This is a genomic window from Anaerostipes sp. 494a (genome assembly GCF_001940315.1).
Classification (GTDB): Bacteria; Bacillota; Clostridia; order Lachnospirales; family Lachnospiraceae; genus Anaerostipes; species Anaerostipes faecalis.
In genome coordinates, this window is sequence record NZ_MJIF01000001.1 from 1,492,139 (window position 1) to 1,515,049 (window position 22,911).

The 22,911-nt window shown below is 37.3% G+C and carries 22 protein-coding genes; 1 reads left to right on the forward strand and 21 read right to left on the reverse strand.

What is annotated here, in order from left to right; translation table 11 throughout:
• Window positions 1-18: 18 nt before the first annotated feature.
• From BHF70_RS07515 to BHF70_RS07535, 5 genes are all read right to left on the reverse strand, one after another.
• Window positions 19-510, reverse strand: coding sequence for an A24 family peptidase (locus tag BHF70_RS07515; protein WP_075759658.1), 492 nt, complete (start codon window positions 508-510; stop codon window positions 19-21).
• 111 nt (window positions 511-621) lie between these two features.
• Window positions 622-891, reverse strand: coding sequence for a pro-sigmaK processing inhibitor BofA family protein (locus BHF70_RS07520; protein ID WP_075759659.1), 270 nt, complete (start codon window positions 889-891; stop codon window positions 622-624).
• Between the two features lie 62 nt (window positions 892-953).
• Window positions 954-1,811: a DUF1002 domain-containing protein gene (locus BHF70_RS07525; protein WP_075759660.1), complete on the reverse strand. Its 858-nt coding sequence runs from the start codon at window positions 1,809-1,811 to the stop codon at window positions 954-956.
• Window positions 1,812-1,888: 77 nt separating this feature from the next.
• A complete protein-coding gene (locus BHF70_RS07530) occupies window positions 1,889-4,456 on the reverse strand; it encodes a YfhO family protein (RefSeq protein WP_075759661.1) in 2,568 nt (855 codons plus the stop codon).
• Window positions 4,419-5,165 carry a glycosyltransferase family 2 protein gene (locus BHF70_RS07535; RefSeq protein WP_075759662.1) on the reverse strand — a complete coding sequence of 249 codons (747 nt, stop codon included), beginning with the start codon at window positions 5,163-5,165 and terminating at the stop codon, window positions 4,419-4,421. The genes BHF70_RS07530 and BHF70_RS07535 overlap by 38 nt, the downstream gene beginning before the upstream one ends.
• Before the next feature lie 204 nt (window positions 5,166-5,369).
• On the opposite strand from BHF70_RS07535, the gene gdhA reads away from it, so the two are divergent.
• Window positions 5,370-6,704: an NADP-specific glutamate dehydrogenase gene (gdhA, locus tag BHF70_RS07540; RefSeq protein ID WP_075759663.1), complete on the forward strand. Its 1,335-nt coding sequence runs from the start codon at window positions 5,370-5,372 to the stop codon at window positions 6,702-6,704.
• A gap of 117 nt (window positions 6,705-6,821) precedes the next feature.
• Here gdhA and BHF70_RS07545 read toward each other — a convergent pair whose 3' ends face one another.
• From BHF70_RS07545 to BHF70_RS07620, 16 genes are all read right to left on the reverse strand, one after another.
• Window positions 6,822-7,439 carry a V-type ATP synthase subunit D gene (locus tag BHF70_RS07545; protein WP_075759664.1) on the reverse strand — a complete coding sequence of 206 codons (618 nt, stop codon included), beginning with the start codon at window positions 7,437-7,439 and terminating at the stop codon, window positions 6,822-6,824.
• A 12-nt stretch (window positions 7,440-7,451) separates the two neighbouring features.
• Complete coding sequence (locus BHF70_RS07550; protein WP_075759665.1) at window positions 7,452-8,831, reverse strand: V-type ATP synthase subunit B; 1,380 nt, start codon at window positions 8,829-8,831, stop codon at window positions 7,452-7,454.
• An 11-nt stretch (window positions 8,832-8,842) separates the two neighbouring features.
• The gene (locus BHF70_RS07555) at window positions 8,843-10,609 is read right to left on the reverse strand and encodes a V-type ATP synthase subunit A (protein WP_075759666.1); all 1,767 of its coding nucleotides are present in this window, start codon (window positions 10,607-10,609) and stop codon (window positions 8,843-8,845) included.
• Window positions 10,606-11,190: a V-type ATP synthase subunit E gene (locus BHF70_RS07560; RefSeq protein WP_075759667.1), complete on the reverse strand. Its 585-nt coding sequence runs from the start codon at window positions 11,188-11,190 to the stop codon at window positions 10,606-10,608. The genes BHF70_RS07555 and BHF70_RS07560 overlap by 4 nt, the downstream gene beginning before the upstream one ends.
• Before the next feature lie 28 nt (window positions 11,191-11,218).
• Window positions 11,219-11,527 carry a V-type ATP synthase subunit F gene (locus BHF70_RS07565; RefSeq protein WP_075759668.1) on the reverse strand — a complete coding sequence of 103 codons (309 nt, stop codon included), beginning with the start codon at window positions 11,525-11,527 and terminating at the stop codon, window positions 11,219-11,221.
• 17 nt (window positions 11,528-11,544) lie between these two features.
• Entirely contained in the window at window positions 11,545-11,979 is a 435-nt protein-coding gene (locus BHF70_RS07570) for an ATP synthase subunit C (RefSeq protein ID WP_075759669.1), read from the reverse strand.
• 12 nt (window positions 11,980-11,991) lie between these two features.
• On the reverse strand, window positions 11,992-13,941 hold the full coding sequence (locus BHF70_RS07575; RefSeq protein ID WP_075759670.1) for a V-type ATP synthase subunit I: 1,950 nt from the start codon (window positions 13,939-13,941) through the stop codon (window positions 11,992-11,994).
• On the reverse strand, window positions 13,938-15,017 hold the full coding sequence (locus BHF70_RS07580) for a V-type ATPase subunit (RefSeq protein WP_075760559.1): 1,080 nt from the start codon (window positions 15,015-15,017) through the stop codon (window positions 13,938-13,940). The genes BHF70_RS07575 and BHF70_RS07580 overlap by 4 nt, the downstream gene beginning before the upstream one ends.
• Window positions 15,017-15,334 carry a hypothetical protein gene (locus tag BHF70_RS07585; RefSeq protein WP_075759671.1) on the reverse strand — a complete coding sequence of 106 codons (318 nt, stop codon included), beginning with the start codon at window positions 15,332-15,334 and terminating at the stop codon, window positions 15,017-15,019. The genes BHF70_RS07580 and BHF70_RS07585 overlap by 1 nt, the downstream gene beginning before the upstream one ends.
• A 175-nt stretch (window positions 15,335-15,509) precedes the next feature.
• Window positions 15,510-17,807 carry a fibronectin type III domain-containing protein gene (locus BHF70_RS07590; RefSeq protein ID WP_075759672.1) on the reverse strand — a complete coding sequence of 766 codons (2,298 nt, stop codon included), beginning with the start codon at window positions 17,805-17,807 and terminating at the stop codon, window positions 15,510-15,512.
• Complete coding sequence (locus BHF70_RS07595) at window positions 17,785-18,858, reverse strand: hypothetical protein (RefSeq protein WP_075759673.1); 1,074 nt, start codon at window positions 18,856-18,858, stop codon at window positions 17,785-17,787. Before BHF70_RS07595 ends, BHF70_RS07590 begins: the two co-directional genes overlap by 23 nt.
• Window positions 18,855-19,343 (reverse strand): RNA polymerase sigma factor, encoded by a 489-nt coding sequence (locus BHF70_RS07600; protein ID WP_230973678.1) that lies wholly within the window; start codon window positions 19,341-19,343, stop codon window positions 18,855-18,857. The genes BHF70_RS07595 and BHF70_RS07600 overlap by 4 nt, the downstream gene beginning before the upstream one ends.
• A 470-nt stretch (window positions 19,344-19,813) precedes the next feature.
• Entirely contained in the window at window positions 19,814-20,536 is a 723-nt protein-coding gene (locus BHF70_RS07605; protein WP_075759674.1) for an amino acid ABC transporter ATP-binding protein, read from the reverse strand.
• The gene (locus BHF70_RS07610; RefSeq protein WP_075759675.1) at window positions 20,523-21,209 is read right to left on the reverse strand and encodes an amino acid ABC transporter permease; all 687 of its coding nucleotides are present in this window, start codon (window positions 21,207-21,209) and stop codon (window positions 20,523-20,525) included. The genes BHF70_RS07605 and BHF70_RS07610 overlap by 14 nt, the downstream gene beginning before the upstream one ends.
• Window positions 21,210-21,244: 35 nt before the next feature.
• Window positions 21,245-22,012 (reverse strand): basic amino acid ABC transporter substrate-binding protein, encoded by a 768-nt coding sequence (locus BHF70_RS07615; protein ID WP_075759676.1) that lies wholly within the window; start codon window positions 22,010-22,012, stop codon window positions 21,245-21,247.
• Between the two features lie 48 nt (window positions 22,013-22,060).
• Entirely contained in the window at window positions 22,061-22,888 is an 828-nt protein-coding gene (locus BHF70_RS07620) for a MetQ/NlpA family ABC transporter substrate-binding protein (RefSeq protein WP_075759677.1), read from the reverse strand.
• Window positions 22,889-22,911 lie beyond the last annotated feature (23 nt).

The window sequence follows — 22,911 nt, forward strand, 5'->3', positions numbered from 1 at the left end:
TTTCTCTGGTATCTTTTTCTAAAAAACAAATAAAGTAAGATACGCTAACAAAACACCTGTAGAAAAATGAATCTGATCTTCTTCAGACTTCTGTAATCTGTTCTGATAAGGAATCAATCGTCTGGACTCCAGACACTCTGAAATGTAATGAATAAAATAAGATAGTCTTAGACGGAAGCTTCCATGCCTCCAAAGAAATATAATGGCATAAACACCATTCCATAAAAATGATACAACTAAAAACCGGAAAACATAGGTCCCAAGAGGAATACCACACACCATCAGCAGTTTAATATCTCCACCTCCAAGGCATCCCAGATAAAATAAACCGATGCATATGAAAAAGGGCAACAGCACACCTGCTGCAATATCTGCTATCTCCACTCCTTTCCACAGGCATATACCTGTTGTAATCACGGCACCTATGCCGGTCAGCCAGTTGGGAATCCGAAATTCCTGCCAGTCATAAAAGACCGCTGCTGACAAAAATACTAACATCCATATTACCATATAGGGTTACATCCCTCCTTTCTTTGTTCCATTATTTTACAATATTTCCATTTATTTGTCTATACTATTTTGTATATTTTCTAAAATAATATAGTATACACAAGTTAAATCTTACAGAATCATTACTCCCGTAATGTACAACACCATAATACCCGGCAACCCAAGAAGAGCCCCTGTTCCTATGGATAGAAAATTCAGATCTACAGGTGAGCATATTCCATTTCGTGCACAAAGTACATGTATTCCATAAACAACAGCCGCACAGAATGCTCCTCTTGCCGCCAGTAATATAAGATATGACGGCTTTTTATAAATTCCAAACATGATACAGATTACACATCCAATAGCCGTAACATAGAATAACATTTGATTTTGTTCCATAAAAAAATCCCTCCTTATGTAATCATATGTTACATAAAGAGGGATATGCTTCTTTACACTGTTTACTTAAAAAGATTAGAAAACCAGTCAGCTACACTTTGTAACCAGTTTAAAATCTTATCTAAAATACCATCAGCCCCGCCAAGCTTATCATATATTGCTTTTGCCTGTTCTTTCAGCTGATCTACATTTAAATTTAAATCAGAAATCTTATCCATAAGATCTTGTATTTTCTGACGATCTTCATCTGATAAGCTAATATTAAGATCTTTAGCAGATTCTTCAATAGCCTGCTTAATCTCTGATGGTGAGCTGAGATTTTCTTCTGCTACCTTCTGTTTTACATCTGCAATAAGTTTTTCCGCATCTTCGGATCCAATATTTTCTGCAACTTCTCCTGTAGTTATCAATTCATCTGTAGCTGCATCCTTGCTTTTCTCAGGAATCTCTTTTCCTGTCATTTCTTCATATGCCTTCATAACTCCCACAAGAGCTGCTGTTCCTGAAATATTAAATGGTCCTGCAACTTTTACATCTGCATTTTTAATTCCTGCTGTTACCAGTGCATTTCGATACATCCCGGATGTACAGTATGTAATATTCTTTGTAGATACATCAACCCCACTGCCATCTTCTGTCTGCTCCACAGTAACAGACGATAGTGCTCTTGTTCCAATCACACTGCTTGATAAGTATCCATCCAGATATTCATGCTCCTCTTTATTGGTTACTTTAATCACCTGATAATCATTGAGATCATCTACACCCAGTAAATCCAGCACCTTCTTCTGTTCAGAAGATGTAAGACTGTCTCCCAAAGCCAGATATTTCTGGGTACTGTCTGCTTTAATATTGATACATGGTACTGCCATCAGAAAGCACAAACCAAGTGCTATCGCTTTTGTTAAAAACTTCTTCATACCCTTTTTCCTCCTTTTCTGATACAGATATCATACATTCTTTGTGCCTATTATATCATTTTAAGAAATAAAAAGTTTCATGATTTACTTATTTTTTTCTTACGAAAATAGTAACATATTCCAAAGAAGATAAGAAATCCTCCAATACTAAGACCGATTCCCTGATAGAAACCTGATGGAATATAATTCATCTGTATTTTATGTTTTCCCGCAGGAACCTTCACTGTAAGAAAAGCCTCTCCCGCTGGTTCTGTTTTTACTTCCTTATCATCAACATATGCTGTCCAGCCTTTATCATAAGGAATGGAGAAAAACACAATTCCCTTTTTCTTCATGGAAATCGTTCCTTCCATGTAAGAACTTTCTCTCTTTGTCAGCTGAAACATCTGGCTTTCCATTATTCCCTGAATCTCAGCCTGCACATTTTCCTGTAAAGATGCCGCTGTCACCCTTACAACTCCTGACTTTTCTCCGTCCTGTTTCAACTGCATTTTTATGCGGATTTCATCCCCTTTCTTTAAACTTCCCAAATATAAAATCTGGGAATTTAAACGTCCTGTGAGAATCTGCTCCCCATTTTTTTCAATAATTGTATTTTCCACCTGACCTCCATCAAAATGAAAATAAAGTTCTTTGTCTTCTTTTACTTTTAAAGTGAAAATCATATTGTCGGGTCTGGAAAGAATATTATCAAATACATATTCTCCCTGTACATTCCCCTCTTTAATTGTGCAGCCATTGATTTCCGGCTTCGTGGTATCCTCCATCTGGAACAGTCCTGAAATACCATATGCTTTTTCGGCCAGATCATTTTGTACTTCAAAAGGATTCAGACTCTGATAATTCCATGTGGACAGATCACCCATTCCATATCCAACAGATGTCTGAAATAGATTTTTGTATACTGTTACATTTCCAACTGTATCTACAGAACAAAATGTAGTCTGTCTGGTATCCCGCGGCCGGTAAATCTGATATTTTACCCCTAACAGCTGATTCGTAAAAGGGGTTGCTCCTTCATACAGATATTCATTGACCCCCGTATAAAATCCAAGCTGATCCATAATATCCACAACTTTTCCCTGGGCAGTGGATCCAAACAGGGTAACACAGTTTAACGTGTGCCAGATACTTTCATCCAGCATTCTTCCGCTAACCAGATCCATCCTTTCACTAATACTTCCTTTATACTCCTCTTTTATCTTTGTAATAGATTTTGTATCCTGAAAATACTCATCCACATCTATGGTTCCATTTTCTGAAAAACCAAGAAAAGCCATAGATGCCATTTCGACCATAAGTGAAACACTCAGCAGTGTCAAAAATATTTTCCTGCTTATAATCTTTTTTTCATAAACAACAAAAAGTACCGTATAGGCTACCGCCACTGCCATGGTAAGATAAATCACATCCATCTTTGGTGTTTCTTTTACAGTATGTAATGTTGCTGCTGTCAAAAGACACATAACCCCAAGGGAAATAAATATTTTTCTTGCCTGTGTTCTTTCTTTTTTTGCCAGGATACAATATCCATCATAAGCCATAGATAACAGAAGAAATATATATAAATATGCAAATCTGTTAGGTATTCCATACTGATTATGAAATCCATGCCATATATATCCCAAAAACGGCATATTAAAGCTAAAAAACATAACTGCTGTTAAAAGCAGTCTGCGAATTCTTATGGATTTCCTGATTTCCCCGGAAATCAGATAAAAAATCACCATCATTAACGTTAGAATCCCACAAAACAGATTTATTTTACCATCATCTACAGACATAGTAAGAGGTTTGGTTCCGAGAAAATGCCTTATAAAAATATCGCCAAAAGTTCCATACCATAGTTCTTTGGGAAAATCCCACTTTGCAGAAGATGTCTGCATGATTCCCAGATATGCGGGAATCAGAACCACCGCTGCCATTGCTCCGGACAACAGAGAATAACCGGCAAATGCAAGTGCCTTTTTTAAAAATTCTTTTATGCTTTTATGCTCATACAGCATGTACCATAAAACAAGAAAAAGACACGTCATAAAGGACATGTAAAAATTGCACCATAAAGACAGAAACAGAGCAATACAATATACTCTTCCATCTCCAGTCTTAATCAGTTTTTCTAATCCATAAAGAATCAGCGGAAGCAGTATCATAACCTCCAGCCACATAATATTCCAGCTGTAGCCCACAATATAACTGCTGAATCCATATGCCATTCCAAAAGCTATGATAGATAATTCATCTTTTCCACGCTTTTTCCGAAAATAAAATGCTCCTGTAAAACAGCACAGGGCTATTTTTATCACAAGCAGGTGACTTAATACCATATTCAGCATAGTCTTGGGAAATAAAATAATAATCAGATTCATCGGACTTGAAAGGTAATATGCCCACAATCCTAAAAAATTATAGCCCAGGCCTCCATGGAATGAATAAAACAAAGAATCTGCTGTCTTAAGTTTCTCCTGATAATCTGCAAAAAACGGCAGATACTGATGAAGAGCATCCACAATAAGAAATGATTGGTTTCCAAAAGGTTCCACTTTCATCATAACTGCAATTATTTCCATTAGAAAAAACGGGATTAAAAATGCTCCCGTTAAATATCTATTCTTTTTTAATACCTTCCCTATTTTGTTTGTCATATTGCTTCCACTCCCCAACTCTGTGATTAATTTCCATAAGCATATGATAACGTTTTTTTACCATGGAAATCATCGAACCATGGGTCAATTCTGTAACATTTCCTCCATGTCTTCGATATAATAACAAAGGTTTCTCCAGGAAAACAACTTTTCCAAGCTGTTCTGACAAAAGTCCAATCCATTGATCATGAATCCATACATTTTCCGGAATAGGAAGAATCCTTGGAACAATCTTTCTTCGAAATGCCATACAGCATCCAATATAGGAATTCTTCTTCATATTCTTCCAGAAACCGGCTCCGCTGTTCCTCCACTGAAATGTTGTTTCCCCCGATGGTAACAATGACTCATCTACAATCTGTGCATTGTGTACCACCGCCACAACTTTTGGATCTTCAAATGCCATTAATACCTGCTGGGTTTTGTCCAGCTCCCACACATCATCCTGATCCGCAAGAAAGATAATATCTCCTCTACAGTGATTAATTGCATTCTGAAAATTACTTACAACCCCTTTTCCTGGTCCTTTTATGATATGAATTCTATCATCCTTTTGTGATAATTCTGTTAAAATTTCTCTTGAACCATCACTATCGTCATCCACAGATATTATTAATTCATCTTTTTTCTGCATATTCTCCAAAATAGAATATATCTGATCCTTTATATATTTTTTCCCATTGTAAAAAGCCATCGCTATTGATATCATTTTATACTTCCTTTCTTTATCGGATGCAAGCCATCACTTTAAAGTATTAAATTAAACTATTGTCATATTATAACATATCTTATATAATATTACTAAGACAAAGGCGTCGTAAGGGCGTGAATACGCCCTTTTTTCGTTTTTTCTTGCAGGGAAGTAATGTCCCCCTGCTATCAGACATATTTTATACTTTAAGGAGGAACCAAAATGTCATATGTAGATCAAGTAATCGAAGAAGTGATTGCTCAGAACCCTGCTGAACCTGAATTCCATCAGGCAGTAAAAGAAGTTCTGGAATCATTAAGAGTCGTTGTTGAAGCCAACGAAGAAAAGTTCAAGAAGGATGCACTCTTAGAACGTCTCGTAAACCCTGAACGTCAGTTCAAATTCCGTGTACCTTGGGTAGATGATAAAGGACAGGTACATGTTAATACAGGATATCGTGTACAGTTTAACAGCGCAATCGGACCATACAAAGGCGGTTTAAGACTTCACCCTTCTGTAAATCTTGGAATCATTAAATTCTTAGGATTTGAACAGATTTTCAAAAACTCTTTAACAGGTCTTCCAATTGGTGGTGGTAAAGGTGGATCTGACTTCGATCCTAAAGGAAAATCTGATCGTGAGATCATGGCTTTCTGCCAGAGTTTTATGACAGAACTTTGCAAATATATCGGAGCTGATACTGACGTACCTGCCGGTGACATCGGAACAGGTGCAAGAGAAATTGGTTATATGTTTGGACAGTATAAGAGAATCCGCGGACTTTACGAAGGTGTTTTAACCGGTAAAGGATTATCTTACGGTGGATCTCTTGCTCGTACAGAAGCTACCGGATATGGACTTCTTTATTTAACAGACGAAATGTTAAAATGCAACGGAAAGAGCTTAGAAGGTGCTACTGTTGCAGTATCCGGAGCTGGTAACGTAGCTATTTATGCTACACAGAAAGCTCAGCAGTTAGGTGCTAAAGTTGTAACATGTTCTGATTCCACAGGATGGATTTACGACAAAGACGGTATCGATGTTGAACTTCTGAAAGAAGTAAAAGAAGTAAAACGTGCTCGTTTAACAGAATATGCTGCTGCTCGTCCAAGTGCTGAATACCATGAAGGTAAAGGTGTATGGACAATTCCAGTTGACGTTGCTCTTCCATGTGCTACTCAGAATGAATTAGACTTAGAAGATGCTAAAACACTGGTAGCTAACGGATGCTATGCAGTAGCTGAAGGTGCTAACATGCCTACTACATTAGAAGCTACAGAATATTTACAGGAAAACGGAATCTTATTTGCTCCTGGTAAAGCTGCCAACGCCGGTGGTGTTGCAACATCTGCTCTTGAAATGTCTCAGAACAGCGAAAGATTAAGCTGGACATTCGAAGAAGTTGATGGAAGATTAAAAGATATCATGGTTAATATTTTCCACAATTTAGATGACGCTGCAAAACGTTACGGAATGGAAGGAAACTACGTAGCAGGTGCAAACATTGCAGGATTTGAAAAAGTTGTAGATGCAATGACAGCACAGGGTATCGTATAATCCGCATAAAACAAAGAAATTTTCTTAAAATAAACAACCGCCAGAAACGACTTCGGGCTTATGCCCTGCAGATTGTTTTCTGGCGGTTGTTTTATTTCATCATAAATCTAAGTTATACTAATTATTTTTCATTTTCTTGATAACTTTCAATCTGGTAAACTCTTCTCTTTCTTTTTCTTCCAGCGCATTGGAAATATTTTGTACCAGTGCTGTATAAGCAGGTATAGTGATATTTTTCAATGCATTGGCTCTCTTTTGTGTTTTTTTAATACTTGCTGCCAGCCGATAAGCAGAATTTTCAACCATAGACAGCTTAATCGTCAGATCTTTTACCTGGCGAAATGCTTCTCTGGCAATATCGATAGACTCATAAGTATTCCCCAACGCATATGTTAGATTATTTTCATGTGCATCATACTTTACATAAGGTATCTCTGTTCCCATGATGCTACGGGTCTGGATTCTAATGGAATCTTCAATGGGTACTGTATATGCAAGCTGCTCTACCATACTGATACCATGCTCAATGTTTGCATGCTGCAGACATGCATATGCTCTGGTAAAAGTTGTATCAATCTGCTCCTGAATATCCTTTGCCTCATCAATCAGATCCATCAGCTCACGAATGAGAATATTTCGCTTTTTATCCATCAGCTCATAGCCCTGTCTGGCAAGAGCCAGGGAATTTTTTGCAAGTATCAGATTTCCTTTTGTGGGAAACTCTCTTGGATCCATAAAATTCCCCCTTTACTCTTCTCGTGGAAGGAACCGGTCAATTAATCTGGTATCAATACGATCCAGTTCTTCCCTTGGAAGGATTTTTAACAATTCCCATCCAAGGTTCAATGTTTCTTCCATGGTTCGGTTTTCCTCCGGTCCCTGACCGATATATCTTTCTTCAAACTCTTTTCCAAATTCCAGGTATTTTTTATCTATTGGTGATAATTCATCCTCTCCAATGACAGATGCAAGATTTCGTGCCTCTCCCACCTTTGCATATGCCGAAAACAGCTGATTAGCCAGATCCTGATGATCAACTCTGGTATACCCTTCTCCAATGCCATCTTTCATGAGACGAGAAAGTGACGGCAGAACGCTGATTGGCGGATAAACAGACTGACCGTGAAGATTTCGATCCAAAACAATCTGTCCTTCTGTTATATATCCGGTCAGATCCGGAATCGGATGAGTAATATCATCATTAGGCATAGTCAAAATAGGAAGCTGGGTCACAGAACCTTCTACCCCATCTATAATCCCTGCCCGTTCATACAAAGTGGCCAGTTCGCTGTACAGATATCCTGGATATCCTTTTCTGGATGGAATTTCTCCTTTGGAAGAAGATACTTCTCGCATGGCCTCTGCAAAAGAAGTCATATCTGTTAAAATAACCAGAATGTGCATATTACATTCAAATGCCAGATATTCTGCTGCCGTTAAAGCAACTTTAGGCGTAATCAGTCGTTCCACAACCGGATCATTTGCCATATTCAGGAACATACATACATGATCAGCAACTCCACTTTCCTCAAATGTTTTTCGAAAAAAATCTGCCACGTCATGTTTTACTCCCATAGCCCCGAAAACAATGGCAAAAGGTTCATCAGAACCATCACCGAGAGATGCCTGTTTTACAATCTGTGCAGCAAGCTGATCATGAGGCAGACCATTTCCAGAAAAAATAGGCAGTTTCTGACCTCTAATCAATGTTGTCAGACCATCTATGGCTGAAATACCCGTACGAATATAATTTCTTGGATATTTTCGTTTCACCGGATTGAGAGGAAGGCCGTTTACGTCTCTTTTTATATCTGATACCAATGTTCCAAGACCATCCACCGGCTTTCCTATTCCATTAAATGTACGTCCCAGCATATCCGGCGCAAGGGTAATTTCCATTGGATGTCCTGTTAATCTGGTATGGGTATTGGTCAAAGACATATTCTCTGTACCTTCGAATACCTGAATTACCGCTTTATCTTCATATAATTCAATAATTCTTCCTAATTTTTTTGTATTTTTATCAACTTTAAACTCAACAATTTCATCAAAGAAAGCATCCTGCACGCCCTCTAATACAACCAGAGGGCCATTGATACTGCTTAGTCCAAGATATTCTATTGACATTTGGTTCCCTCCTATGCATTTCGTTCTATGACTGCTTTATAAAAATCATCAATATCCTGTTTATAAAAATCCAGCATCTGCAGATTATCATTTGGCACATCATATTTAATCGCGATAACCTTTTCAAAAATACGATCCTGTTTGAGAACACTCATAGGCATTCCTTTGGCAACCAGCTCTCTGCATTTCTGGTATAAATATAAAATAATGTCCATCATTTTAAACTGTTTTTCCATAGAAACACAGGTATCATCCTTGTGAAATGCATTTTGCTGTAAAAATCCAAGGCGAATCACTCTTGCAATCTCCAGCACCAGTTTCTGATCATCAGGCAATACATCACTTCCGATCAGTTTTACAATTTCCATCAGACTGCTTTCCTGATTTAAAAGTGCCATTAATCGGTTTCGGTAATCTACAAATCTAGGTGATACATTTTCATTATACCATCCGCTTAAATCTATCAGATATTCACTATAACTGGTAAGCCAGTGAATAGCCGGAAAATGTCTTGCATATGCCAGTGATTTATCCAGTCCCCAGAAACAGCGGACAAATCGCTTGGTATTCTGAGTTACCGGTTCTGAAAAATCTCCACCCTGAGGTGATACTGCACCGATAATGGATACCGAACCATCAGTTCCATTTAAATTATGCATCATTCCTGCTCTTTCATAAAATGCCGATAATCTGGATGCCAGATAAGCCGGAAATCCCTCTTCCGCCGGCATTTCCTCTAATCGTCCTGATAGTTCCCTTAAAGCTTCCGCCCAGCGTGATGTTGAATCTGCCATAATTGCCACATCATATCCCATGTCCCGGTAATATTCTGCCAGAGTAAGACCGGTATAAATAGATGCCTCCCGGGCGGCAACCGGCATATTGGATGTGTTGGCAATTAATGTAGTACGATCCATCAGAGGATTTCCTGTTCTAGGATCTGTCAGCTCTGAAAATTCCTCCAGAACCTGTGTCATTTCATTTCCACGTTCTCCGCATCCAATGTAAATAATAATGTCCGCATTGGCCCACTTTGCAATCTGATGCTGAGTCATGGTTTTTCCTGTTCCAAACCCTCCGGGAATTGCTGCTGTTCCCCCTTTTGCAATAGGAAACATGGTATCAAGGATTCTCTGTCCGGTTATCAATGGTTCACAGGCAGGAATACGATTATGAACCGGTCTTGGATCTCGAATAGGCCATCTTTGCATCATAGACAATTCCTTTATTGTTCCATCTTCCATCTTTAGTGAAACAAGAGTATCTTTAATTGTATATTTCCCGTCCTGAACAACAGAAATCACCTGTCCTGCAATATCTGGCGGCACCATACATTTGTGGACAATTGCCCTTGTTTCCGGCACTTCCGCAATAATATCCCCTCCATGGAGAATATCCCCGGCAGAAACTGTCATATGCGTATCCCATAATTTATTCAGATCCAGAAAATCCACACTGATTCCTCGTGTAATAAATGCACTTCCTGAATCTGCAATTCTCTCCAGCGGACGCTCTATTCCATCAAATATATTATCAAGGATACCCGGTGCCAATGTGACAGAAACTGCTTCTCCTGTAGCTTCTACAATCTCTCCCGGACAAAGTCCTGATGTTTCTTCATACACCTGAATGGTAGTTCGATCCTTATCAAGAGATATCACTTCTCCAACCAGTCTCTCTTCTCCTACATATACCATCTCAGACATTTTAAATCCGGTATTTCCTTTTAAATAGATGACAGGTCCGTTTATGCCATAAATTGTTCCAGTCCTGCTCAACGTCCTTCACCTCCTTTAAAGGTAAACTCCTGATATTCTTTTTCTAACGCACCTTTAAAAGAATTATCAATCAATATATTCCTACCTGGAATTACTGCCCGGATTCCTCCAATAAAATCATCTTCACTGATCAGAATCGTCATTCCGGTACGTTTTTCCAGTTTTTCTTTTTTATCTTTATCTGCCGCTGAAATATAAAGGGTCAGCGGCTGTCCCTGGGCAAACCTTGCTGCCTTGGTTATATAAGAAATCAGAAGCTCCTCATATTCTTTCGTCTTCATATACTGATGCATCAAATCTGAAACTTCCTGAAACAGCTGATTTTTTAACACATACTGTATCTGGCTAAATTCCCGCCGTAACTTTAGCTGGTCTTTAGATGCGGCAGTATTTAACTGCTGTCTTGCAGATGTGGTCTCAGCCTTAATCCTGGTATCAGCCTGTCGGATTGCTTCCTGTTTATGTGTTTCAAATATATTTTCTAATGCTTTTTTATGCTGTGCAATAATTCCATTTCCCTGGCTTCTGGCCTCTTCCATGGCAGCACCTTGCAAATGTGAAATTTTTTCTTCGATTGTCACCTTGGTCACCTTCTTTCTTTGACCAGTCTTATAATTTCAGACCAATTGCCTCATTTACGTAAGAAGTGATAAAATCTTTTTTACGTCCGGTTCCATGACGATCAGGAATCTCTATTAATAGTGGCATCTGTCGTTCCAGCTTAATCTCATCAATCAGTTCTGGAAATTCACGGCCAAATTTTTCTGTGAGCAGAACAATTCCTATCGATGTATCACTCATTGCCTTTTCCAGTGCTTTTTTAAGTTCCTCTTTTTCATGAACAACTACTCCATCCACCCCGGCCAGACGCATACCTGTCAGAGTATCTACATTATCACTGATTAAATACATTTTCATAGAAAATCACGTCCTTATTATCCCAGTCTACCGATAATCATGAAAGAAATAATCAATCCATACAGGCAGACACCTTCCGCAAGACCTACAAAAATCAAAGACTTACCAAGGGCACTGGAATCCTCGCTAATGGCTCCAAGAGCTGCACTTGCCGCACTTGCCACTGCAATACCTCCACCTACACAGGATAATCCTGTAGATAAAGCTGCTGCCAGATATCCAAGTCCCGTTGACATTGCATCCCCGTTTCCGCCGGATGCAGCCTGTACAGGGTCTGTAATAAACAGCATAATCCCTGCAACCAGCAAAATACTAAAAAAGAAAAATGTATTGGTTCCTATGGTTCTCTTATAACGTTTCTTTGTTTTCTCTCCCATTAAAAAATATCCAAAAGGGAGTACAATACTTAAAATTAAAGCTGTAATCAATAATAATTTAACTGCCAATGTCATATAAACACCCTCCTATTTGATTCTTTCTTTTGTTTTTTCGTTAAATGGCTTAAATTCTCTTCCTGAGCCCTTATAAAAACGACTGAACATTTCATAATATTCCAGACGCAGTACCTGGATTCCAACAACCAGTCCCTCCAGTCCGCTGACCAGAATATTTCCTAAAACAATAACGATCCAGTTGGGATTTTCTGCTCCTTCCGTTATTCCTCCAAGCATCAAAACAACTTCCATCATTGCCGCATGGCTAACAGCAAATGCTCCAATACGAACAAAAGAAATAGTGTTGGAAAAGAAACTCAGCATAGTTTCAAATAACTCAAAAAATCCCTGTACCAGAAACATTCCCATTCCACTTTCAATCTTAACTTTTTTTCCTTTTATCTTCTGCCCAAGAGGCTCCTTCAATAAAAATAAAAGTACTGGTATTCCAAGGAAAATTATCATCATAATATTTCCAGGAGTTCTGTGTCCTGTCATATATAAAACAATGGTCAGCACAAGAAATCCATAAAATACAAGTCCCGCCAGTCCATTAGGACTAAACAGCAGATTTTCTGTATCTCCCTGCTTTTTCGCATTGATAATCTGAAAGACCATCGCCATTAAAATTAATCCCATGCCAAAAGCAACCGCCACAATAAAGACCGTATTTAACTGACCTACAAAAGGAAGATTTGTCATGGCTTTCATTGGAGACAACCACAGAGGCTTTATTATGGTACCTTCAAATCCAAAGAAACTTCCGTACATAAAACCAAAAAAGATTGAAAAAATACCTGCAACAGAAATAATTCCCGCCAGATTAATTTTTTTCGTCAGATACAAAAGTCCTCCTCCACAAAACAGACATAACCCCTGGCCTACATCTCCAAACATTGCTCCAAAAATAAATGTATAAGTCAAAGCTACAAATATGGTTGGATCCATTTCATCATGTGCCGGAAGTCCATACATGCGTATGAACATTTCAAAAGGTTTGAAAAACTTTGGATTTTTAAGCTTTGTAGGCGGATCTCCAAAATATTTTTCTCGTCCTTCTTCTACCACAATGGTAATCCGGTCATCGTTTTTTGTCTCCTCAACAAATGACTCTACATCCTCCTCGCTCATCCATCCGCATAAGATATAATAATCTTCCTGTTCATTTTCCATTCGTGCTGCCATTTTCCGCACATCAAAATTAGTGGACAACTCCGCTAATTTCTCTTTTGCACCCAGAATTCTGGCTGCATGACTGGAAAGATATTCTCCGATTTTTTTCTGAACAGCATAAATCTGCTGATCCAGAAGTTCTATCTGCTCTTCCATATTCCGGCAAATTACTGATGGTATACCCTCATTGTCATCCGGTATATTTATTAATTGAAAATGCAGCGATTTAAAAACAGAGTCAACCTTTCCCATTTCCAGATGAGCTGCAAAATAACATCCATAAACATAATTCTCATCTCTACTGCTTTCTATAAAAACGGCATTAAGGTCATCAAACAGATATTTCTCCATTTTGTAATAATGATCCAGAGCGATTCGTCCAAATCGAACTTTCAGGTAATGGTAATTCAAGACTTCTGCAACATTCAGTTCCAACGCCTTAAACGGCTCAAAAATATGCAGTTTTTCAAGAATACCATCTTTTTCTTTCTTTAACCTCTCTTCCTGTTCTTTTAACTCCAGATAATCATGATTTAAATTCCTTATCAGTGTAATCATCTCTTCCGAAGAAAGCGATGTGTCCGCTGGTATATCCTTATTTTTCAGCTTTCCGGCATATTGTTCTGCCTTTGATAATGGTTCTTTGTAAGGATTCAGTTCCATAAAAGGCATCAGATTATCCGTTGTTTTTAATTCAGTGATTGCATTTTCCAGCTGTATTTCATATTTCGATAAATATTCATTACTCACCCGGTCAATATCTGTCCTTGGGCCGGAAATGCTTAGGAATTTCATTTTTACAATCATTCCGTACTACCTCCCTGCTGTCTGGAATCTAGGGTGTCCGGATCTGAAATATATTTAAGAGTCTCTCTTTCTGACAGCCCATATCGAATACATTCCAGAGCCGTTGTTATCTTGTTAATTTCTTCTTCTTTCAAAAATAAATATCCTTGCAGACTTGCCAGCGAATATGGATGATTCCGGAAAGCCGTTACAAAAATATGCTTTAGACATTGATCAACAACCTTCTCAACATTATATTCTTCATTAAACTGATAGTTTCTTCCATAAAATGTCTGATTTAATATCCGGAAAAACTCACCAACTGAAGGAGCCTCTACCAATGCCTTAAACTGCTCCTCCGGCAGCCTATATTGTATGGGAATCATTAATGTATAAATATCCGGCGGTGTCATATGATAATATTTTTTTGCTCTGTAAATCCATTGCAGATTCAGTAAATCTATTTTAATACCAAGATCTTTTTTCAGTATCGCTTCATCACTTTTGCTCCATGCATGCTTTCTGGTTTTCCACATATTTGAAAAATAATATAAATCCAAAGCAAGATCATAATCAAATAATGTTTCTGCCCCAGTGTCCCGGATCTTTGCCAATGGCTCATAATATTCCGTTCCTCTTAGATTATCCACCAAACCACTGATATCTTTTGAAGTAATCAATCTATCAATACTGATATCTGAATATTTATTAAAAAACGGTTTTTTATAATCCAGATCAAATGGTACATCGTAATGATTAAACACAATGCGAAAACAATATCTTATCAGATCTGCTTCATACCTCTTCATAAATATCTTTAAAAATTCTTTCTGTTTCATATTAGAAAACCGGTACAGACTTGTATAATCGTTGTACAATGACTGAATCAGAATTTTTTCAATATTCCCCCGATGATAAAGAGATTCATCCATCTGATCAATTAACGGGCCATAGGATTTGGTATGCTGCAGATAATGAATAATATCTGTTACCGTTTGCATTGATGCAATGGTTTCATAATCATCAGGTTTAAGCAATCTGGCACGCATGGCATGAATTTTGGTTACGATTCCACTATATGCCATAACACTTCCTATCATAATGATACCTCAATAATTTTTAATAAAATCTCCTTTGCATACTTCTGATGATTCTTTTCAAAATCCTTTTTCAGAAATTCTATTTCCCTCTCATTTTGTTTTCTTTGCTTCTCCAAAAGATTATCTATATTTTGTTGTAATTCCGATCGAATTGCCTCCAGCTTCTTCTTTGTTTCCTCTTCAAGATCATGATCAAACTGATCTCTCTTTTCCTGCATTTCATGCTCCAGCTCATGTTTACTATCCTCCGCATTCTCAACAATAGCACGAGCCGTCATTTCAATGTCAGCCAGTTGTTTAGCAATAACACTCATAACAAAGCCTCCTTTCTGACAATTTTTCTATAGTATTTATTGTATCCCTCTTCCTTATTCTTTACCAGTCTTTCCGTTATTCTTTGTACTTATTTTATGATTTTTTACCGTATACAATACACAAAAAAAGAGGCAGTCAAATCTTTAGGATTTCACCGCCTCTTTGCTGATTTTTTTAAATTGTTTTCTTCATGACAGTACTATATGGTCCATAATATCTTCGGCCGCCAATTTTTTTATAACTTCTGACTTTAAAATAATATGTATTTCCGGTTTTTAATTTTCCCGTTGTATAAGCTGTACCAGAAGTTGTTTTCTTTTTCTTAAAACTATTTGATCTATTCACAGACATATAAACCTGATAGCCGCTGGTAAGAGAGACTTTTTGCCATGTTATTTTAATGCTCTTATAATACTTTTTTGTTTTAACTTTATATACTTTTCCCGGAACAGCTTTACAGGATACTTTCTGACTATAAGCTGCCGGTATTTTTTTAGATGTTTCACTGGCTTTTACCCGATAGTAATATGTTTTCCCTGCTCTTGTATTACGATCAATATAGGTTGTTTTACTATTACTACTTGTTTTTCCGATATACCGATAGGTTCCATTTCTTGAACTGCTTTTGTAGACACGATATCCTGTTGCTCCTCCAACTCTGTTCCATTTTAGATAAATTTGTTTATCCTTGTAGGATTTTGCCTGGAATTTTGATGGTGCAGCCAGTCGAGGTTTATGTTCTGATAGTAAATATGTGGAATTATGGGTAATATTATATTCTGCGTAATAATCCTTTGCCACTTTCGCATTACTTCCCATATTTTCTATTTCTCCGTCGTCATAGTAGCTTAAAAGCAGTTTTTGACCACTTTCACCATATTTTTCGAATAAATACTCATAATTTACCCTCATTTCAACTTTTCCCGGCAGCTTCCCATTGTCGGCATAACACATATATAAAATATAAGAATCATCCGCAAATCCATATTTAGCCCCTGAAACTTTTTTAATCTCAGATGTCAGATCAATATCTTTACATGCAGACTTTTTAATGTTCTTTCCATTGAAAACCCATTGAACATCCTCATCCTCAAAAACCAGAGTTTTATTCTGACCTGCAATAGCCTCAAAAAGCGCCTTTTTTGCCCACTTACTATACCTGCAGTCCAAAACTGCAGTCTGTCCCTCTTTCATAGCCTTCATTTTTTCTACTGCTGTTTTAGGGTTTCCTACACTTCCGTAATAGGTAATCTGATAGGAACTGGAAATTTCAATTTCTTTATCTTCAAAACCTGATACATCATTCAATAGCCGATTGGCTCCGCCATATGAATTGTCTTTATAATATGCGGTCATTTTACCGGATTTTCCAACCAGCAGTACACTCTCCACATGCCATTTCCCAACACCAAAAAACGGACTGATTGGCAGCTTGATTCTGTTCATTCCAGGTTTCAGTATCTGCTCATGATTCCATGAAAGAGTTTTCTGCTGTCCTTTTTCATTTTCCAGTGTTACCTGAACACTGGCACCATTAGGATCTCCACCTATTTTTATATCCAAAGATAACACACCTGGAGTCAAGATCTTTGATGAGTTAATATGTATTTCCTCCAATGTAGGAGCAGATGGTGCATTTGTGACAGTAAAAGAGGAACAATACTGATTCCACGGTTCCTCTGATGTAAAATAAAATCTTTCATTTTCATTATGATCTGCTAAAACAATTGCTGTTAAATGATTTCTTCCATTGTTCAAAGATTTTAAATTAAATTTAATATTTTTTGTTTCACCATTTTTTACAGAATAATATTCTGCCGTATTTGGACCACCATCTTCTGATTCATAACATATTCCGATACTTGCCAGACCACTGCCCTTTTCGGTAATTTCAAAATCCATATACATCCCTTTACGGATATCTATATTCTCCGGATTCCTTATGGAGAATTTATGTAATTCAGGAGGTGTAATATCTCTGTCTGGGTCATAATTTGTCTTGGTAACTTTTACCGTTTTTGTACTGTTTTTCCATACCTCTGGATAAGCTGACGGATCCAACGAGGAATCTATAGACAAGAAATTCTCATTTCCATCAGCTAATAAAATGCCTCTTACTTTGTAGGTTCCCGGTTTTATTTTCTCATTATTTTCGGTAACTACAACATGTACTTTTCTTGTTCCAGTGAATATAGGTTCTCTTCCAAATCCATACTCGGCTGTAAATCCCTGTCCTGCTTCATTTTCAAAAAATATCTGAACCTCTGTTACACCAGTTCCCTCCTCTACCAGGTTTAATTCAATATCAAATCCTTCTCCTCTTTTTGCATTCACCTCATCAGGATTCAAAATTCGAAAACTTTTTAACACCGGAGCAGTATCATCATACCCGGTATCTGCCAATGTAGTAACAGAGAGACAAATCACTAAAACAGCTGTTAAAACCAGGCTAATTATCCTTTTTGTTTTCACCTATAATCTCTCCCTTCTCCACTTTAATACTGTCACCAGATACCTTTGTTTCCTTTTGACTTCCATCTGACTGTTCCTGTATTTTTACGGGACTAAATACCATTTGATCCGTATCCGAATCTGTCAGCTCATAATAAACCGTTCCCTTAAATTTTCCCTGATTTTCTTCCTGAAGCTGGGCATCCAGAGTGACATACTCTCTTCCATTTTCATCTGATAATTCAAAAGTCATAAACTCCTTAGGATCTTCTGCTTTCCACCTGTAATCTACTTTCATATACCAGACATCCAGCGTTATTTTAGAAATACAATATTCCTCTTTCTCGGGACCCTGTATCCACTTGTAATTCAAATTCAATGTTTTCTGCTGGTAAATTCTATCTGGTTTAAATGTAACACTTATACTGTCTTCTGTCACCCTCTTCTGACCTTTTTCTTCTAAAAGTTCCAGGTTACATATGACATCTTCTTTTAGCAATTTCTTCAACTGACCGGTATTCTCTGTTTCATAGGATATGTAATATTCCTCTGCCTGCTTTTCAGAAGAAACCGGCATATATGCTGCCTGTCGTAATGAAATTTCTGTACCTTTTTTTGTTTTTAACAGTACATCTCCCGGATATATCTCTGTGGCTGTTCCTTTTGATTTTACTATATAACGCAGATTTATGCCTTTATCAGTTAAAACTGCATCTTCAATCCAAATCTTTCCCCCGATTTTTGTTACTGCTTCCTGCTCAATTGAAATATCATACCTGGAAGCATTTATCTCATATTTTTCTGGAACAGTCATAAAAAATCTTTGATATACGCTGTAAATTGCTGCAGAAACCGGTGTCTTGACTCCTATGAAAATAATACTAAAAAACAGCATTGCAAAAACAGCCGCACGCATTATCTGTTGTTTTACGATTTTGCGATGTACTTCTGTCTCAGGTCTTTTCTCTTCTTTCTGAATATTTGTCAAATTTTCTACTAGTTTTTGCTGGAAATCTTTTTCCGGCTGAATGCGAGATAATATGTTACAATATTCATTTTTTAACTGTTTCATTTATCTCCCTCCTTTTCCAGCTGCAACTTCAGTTTCTTCCTTGCCCTGGATAACCAGGTCGTTACTGTAGAAACCGGTTTCTTAAGAATAGTACTGATTTCTTTAATGGCATATCCTTCATAATAATACAAAAACAACACTGCCCTGTATTTTTCAGGCAATTCCTCTATTTTCTCCAGAAGATCTCCTTCTTCTTTTGTAAAATCCGGAATATCATATGATAAAGGTTCTGTTTTTCTCCTTTTCACTGCCTTTATATAATTAATGGACGTATTGATCGTTACCCGGATCAGCCACGCCTTTTCATGGTTTTCATTCTCAAACCATGGCTTTTTTGTAATCAGCCGAATCATAACCTCCTGTACCACATCTTCTGCATCTGGCACACTTTTCGTATAAGTAAATGCCAGACGAATTAGAGTTGGAGTATAGACTTCTACGATACGGCTAATCTCATCTTCCGTATATTCTTTAACTTTCATCATACCTGCAAGTATTCCCCTGTTTATTCTTTCATGAAATCTTATCTACTAAAAATACAATTGAAAAAAGAGAAATATCTCAAAAAGAAATAAATTATTTATATCCCTATTTTTTTAATCCATGTAACTACATCTTTATACCAAAAAAGAGCCTTCGTCCAAAAACAATCTGCACAAGCGCAGCGCGGAAACCGTTTTGGACAAAGCCTCTTTTTTTAATTTTCATTGAAATCTCCTTAGCATATGTCCTGTATTTTATTTTCAAGCACATTGTCGCATAGTATATTATATATAATCAATCATTGCTTATTCTAGAATTCTCCTAATTACAAACAGCATAAACATTTAAGGAATTTACAAAAAACATCCGCCAGAAAATCAATCTCTGGGATAAAAAAGAGCCTTCGCCCAAAAACAATCTGCACAAGCGCAGCGCGGAAGCCGTTTTGGACGAAGCCTCTTTTTTTAATCTTTTATAACACTTTACTTAAAAATGTTTTTGTTCTTTCTTCTTTTGCATGGTCAAAGATATCTTCTGGAGTTCCCTCTTCCATAATGATTCCTTCATCCATGAAAAATACACGGTCAGCCACTTCTCTGGCAAATCCCATTTCATGGGTTACAACTACCATGGTCATTCCTTCCTGAGCCAGTTGTTTCATTACTTCCAGAACTTCTCCTACCATCTCAGGATCCAGTGCAGAAGTCGGCTCATCAAACAGCATAACTTCTGGTGATAATGCAAGAGATCTTGCAATTGCTACTCGCTGTTTCTGTCCTCCTGATAATTGTACCGGATAATTGTCTGCTTTGTCTGCAATACCTACTCGCTCCAGCAATTCCATAGCCTTTACTTTTGCTTCTTCTTCACTCATCATCTTATGACGAATCGGTGCAAGTGTAACATTATCAAGAATCGTCATGTGCGGAAACAGATTAAAATGCTGGAATACCATTCCCACACCTTTTCTCAGCTGATCCACATTAAGATTCTGATCCATCAGATTTGTTTCTCCAATGACAATTTCACCTTTTGTAGGCTGCTCCAACAGATTCAAACATCTGAGAAATGTACTTTTTCCTGAGCCAGATGGTCCAATAACACAGACACATTCTCCTTTTTCAATATGACAGTCAATACCTTTTAATACTTCCAGTTCTCCAAAACTCTTATGCAAATCTTTAACGGATATCACTTTGTCTCAGCCTCCTTTCTACTGCATTTAATCCAAATGTCAAAAGTTTGACTAAAACATAATAGATAACCGCACAGCCAATCAGTGGCATAAACAATGTATATGTTCTTGACATAACAAAATCAGATGCTTTTGTTAAATCCTGAATGGAAACATATCCTAAGATTGCGGTTTCCTTTATAAGTACGATAAATTCATTACCCAGTGCAGGAATAATATTTTTAATAGCCTGTGGAAGAATGATATCTCTCATGGTCTGCCCATAGGACAATCCCAAAGAGCGACCTGCTTCCATCTGTCCATTATCAACGGCCATAATCCCAGCACGAATAATCTCTGCCACATAAGCAGAACTGTTAATACCAAATGTCACGATACCTGCTACAATTCCCATCTGTGTCTGGAACACAAGGAAATAAATAATCAGCAACTGCACAACAGTTGGTGTTCCACGAATGATGTCGATGTAAATATTAGCAATAACAGAAAACAAAGTTTTTCTTCCTTTTCTCACTTCTGTCATTTTCATAATTGCCAGAATCATTCCAAGAAGAACTCCCAGAATAACCGCAGCAATCGAAACACCAATAGTTACTTTTAAACCATCCAGGAACATCTCGTAACGGTTTGCCTTTATGAATACTTTATAAAAATCTGCTGCAAATTGGTCCATACTGCTAAACGCCCTTTCTACTTTCTAAGGCAAATCTAAATGTATTTTTTGATTAATTTATCAAAAGTACCATCTTTTTTCATTGCTTCTAATTCTTTGTTGATTGCTTTCTGTAATTTCTTGTTTCCCTTCTGAATTGCAAATGCATAATATTCTTTAGAAGACTGATCTTTGATCAGACGAAGTCCTTCGTTTGCTTTTACAAATTCCTGTGCAGGATTTGCATCGATGATAACTGCATCACTTCCACCTTTTTTCAGGTCCATAACAGCGTCAACACCTTTTTTGAAACGTTTTACTTTAGCATCTTTTACAGAATCATAATCTCCAGTAGCTACTAAATCTCCTGTAGTTCCTTCCTGAACAGCAATAGTTTTTCCATCCAGATCAGAAATTTTCTTTACTTTGCTATCTTCTTTTACAATAATGTACTGATTAGATGTATAGTAAGAATCTGTAAAATCTACTGCTTCTTTTCTTTCATCTGTTACTGTCATACCTGCTGCGATAACATCCAGATTCTTAGATTCCATAGCACCGATCAGCGATTTGAATTCCATGTTTTTGATTTTTACTTTGCAGTCAAGTCTCTTTCCGATTTCTTTCATAACTGCCATATCAAAACCGTCAATTTCTTTATCGTCATTTACATATTCAAAAGGAGGGAATTCTGCATTTGTTCCTACAACGATTGTCTTAGGAATTTCCCCTTCTGATTTTGCCTCTTCTTTCTTTGAGCATCCTGTAAACATCATAGAAGCTGCCAGAACACCTGCTAATGCAACTGTTAAAATCTTTTTCATAATGATAATCTCCTTTTTTATTGTGTAATTTATTATAGTACAATTTAATTAGAACAACGGTACAACTGCACCATCAAAATGTTCATTAATATATTCTTTTACTGCATCGCTCTTTAATGCTTTGATCAATGCCTTAATAGAATCTTTTTCCTCGTCTCCTTTGCGGACTGCAATGACATTTCCATATGTTTTTGCCCCAATGGAATCTGCATCTTCTACTGCCAGTGCATCTTTATCAACTTTTAAGCCTGCTTCAATAGCATAGTTTCCATTTACAACGGCAATATCAACGTCCTTTAAAGAACGTGGAATCTGAGCTGCTTCAATTTCCTTAATGTCAAGATTTTTCGAATTTTCAACAATATCTTTCTTTGTCGCTGTCAATCCTGCATCTTTCTTTAATTTAATAAAGCCTTCTGATTCCAGAAGCAACAATGCTCTTGCTTCATTTGTTGTATCATTTGGCACAACCACTGTCGCACCATTCTTCAGATCTTTTAAGCTCTTTGTCTTCCCAGGGAAAATTCCAAATGGCTCATAATGAATGGTAGCTGCTGCAACCAGCTTTGTTCCTTTTTCCTCATTGAAATTATCCATATAAGGTTTATGCTGGAAATAGTTTGCATCAAGATCTCCAGAATCCAGTGCCGTATTAGGCTGTACATAGTCTGAATATTCTTTAATTTCCAGTTCATATCCATCTTTTTTCAATTCCTTAGCAGCTACTTTTAAGATATCTGCATGAGGAGAAGGACTTGCTCCGATAACTATTTTTTTTGAGTCTTCTTTACTTTCGTCTTTTCCGCCACATCCGGTCAGGGCGCCCAGACATACTGCTGCAGAAAGAACGACTGCTAAAACTTTTTTTAACTTCATACTCTCTCCTTCTTTCGTCTGTT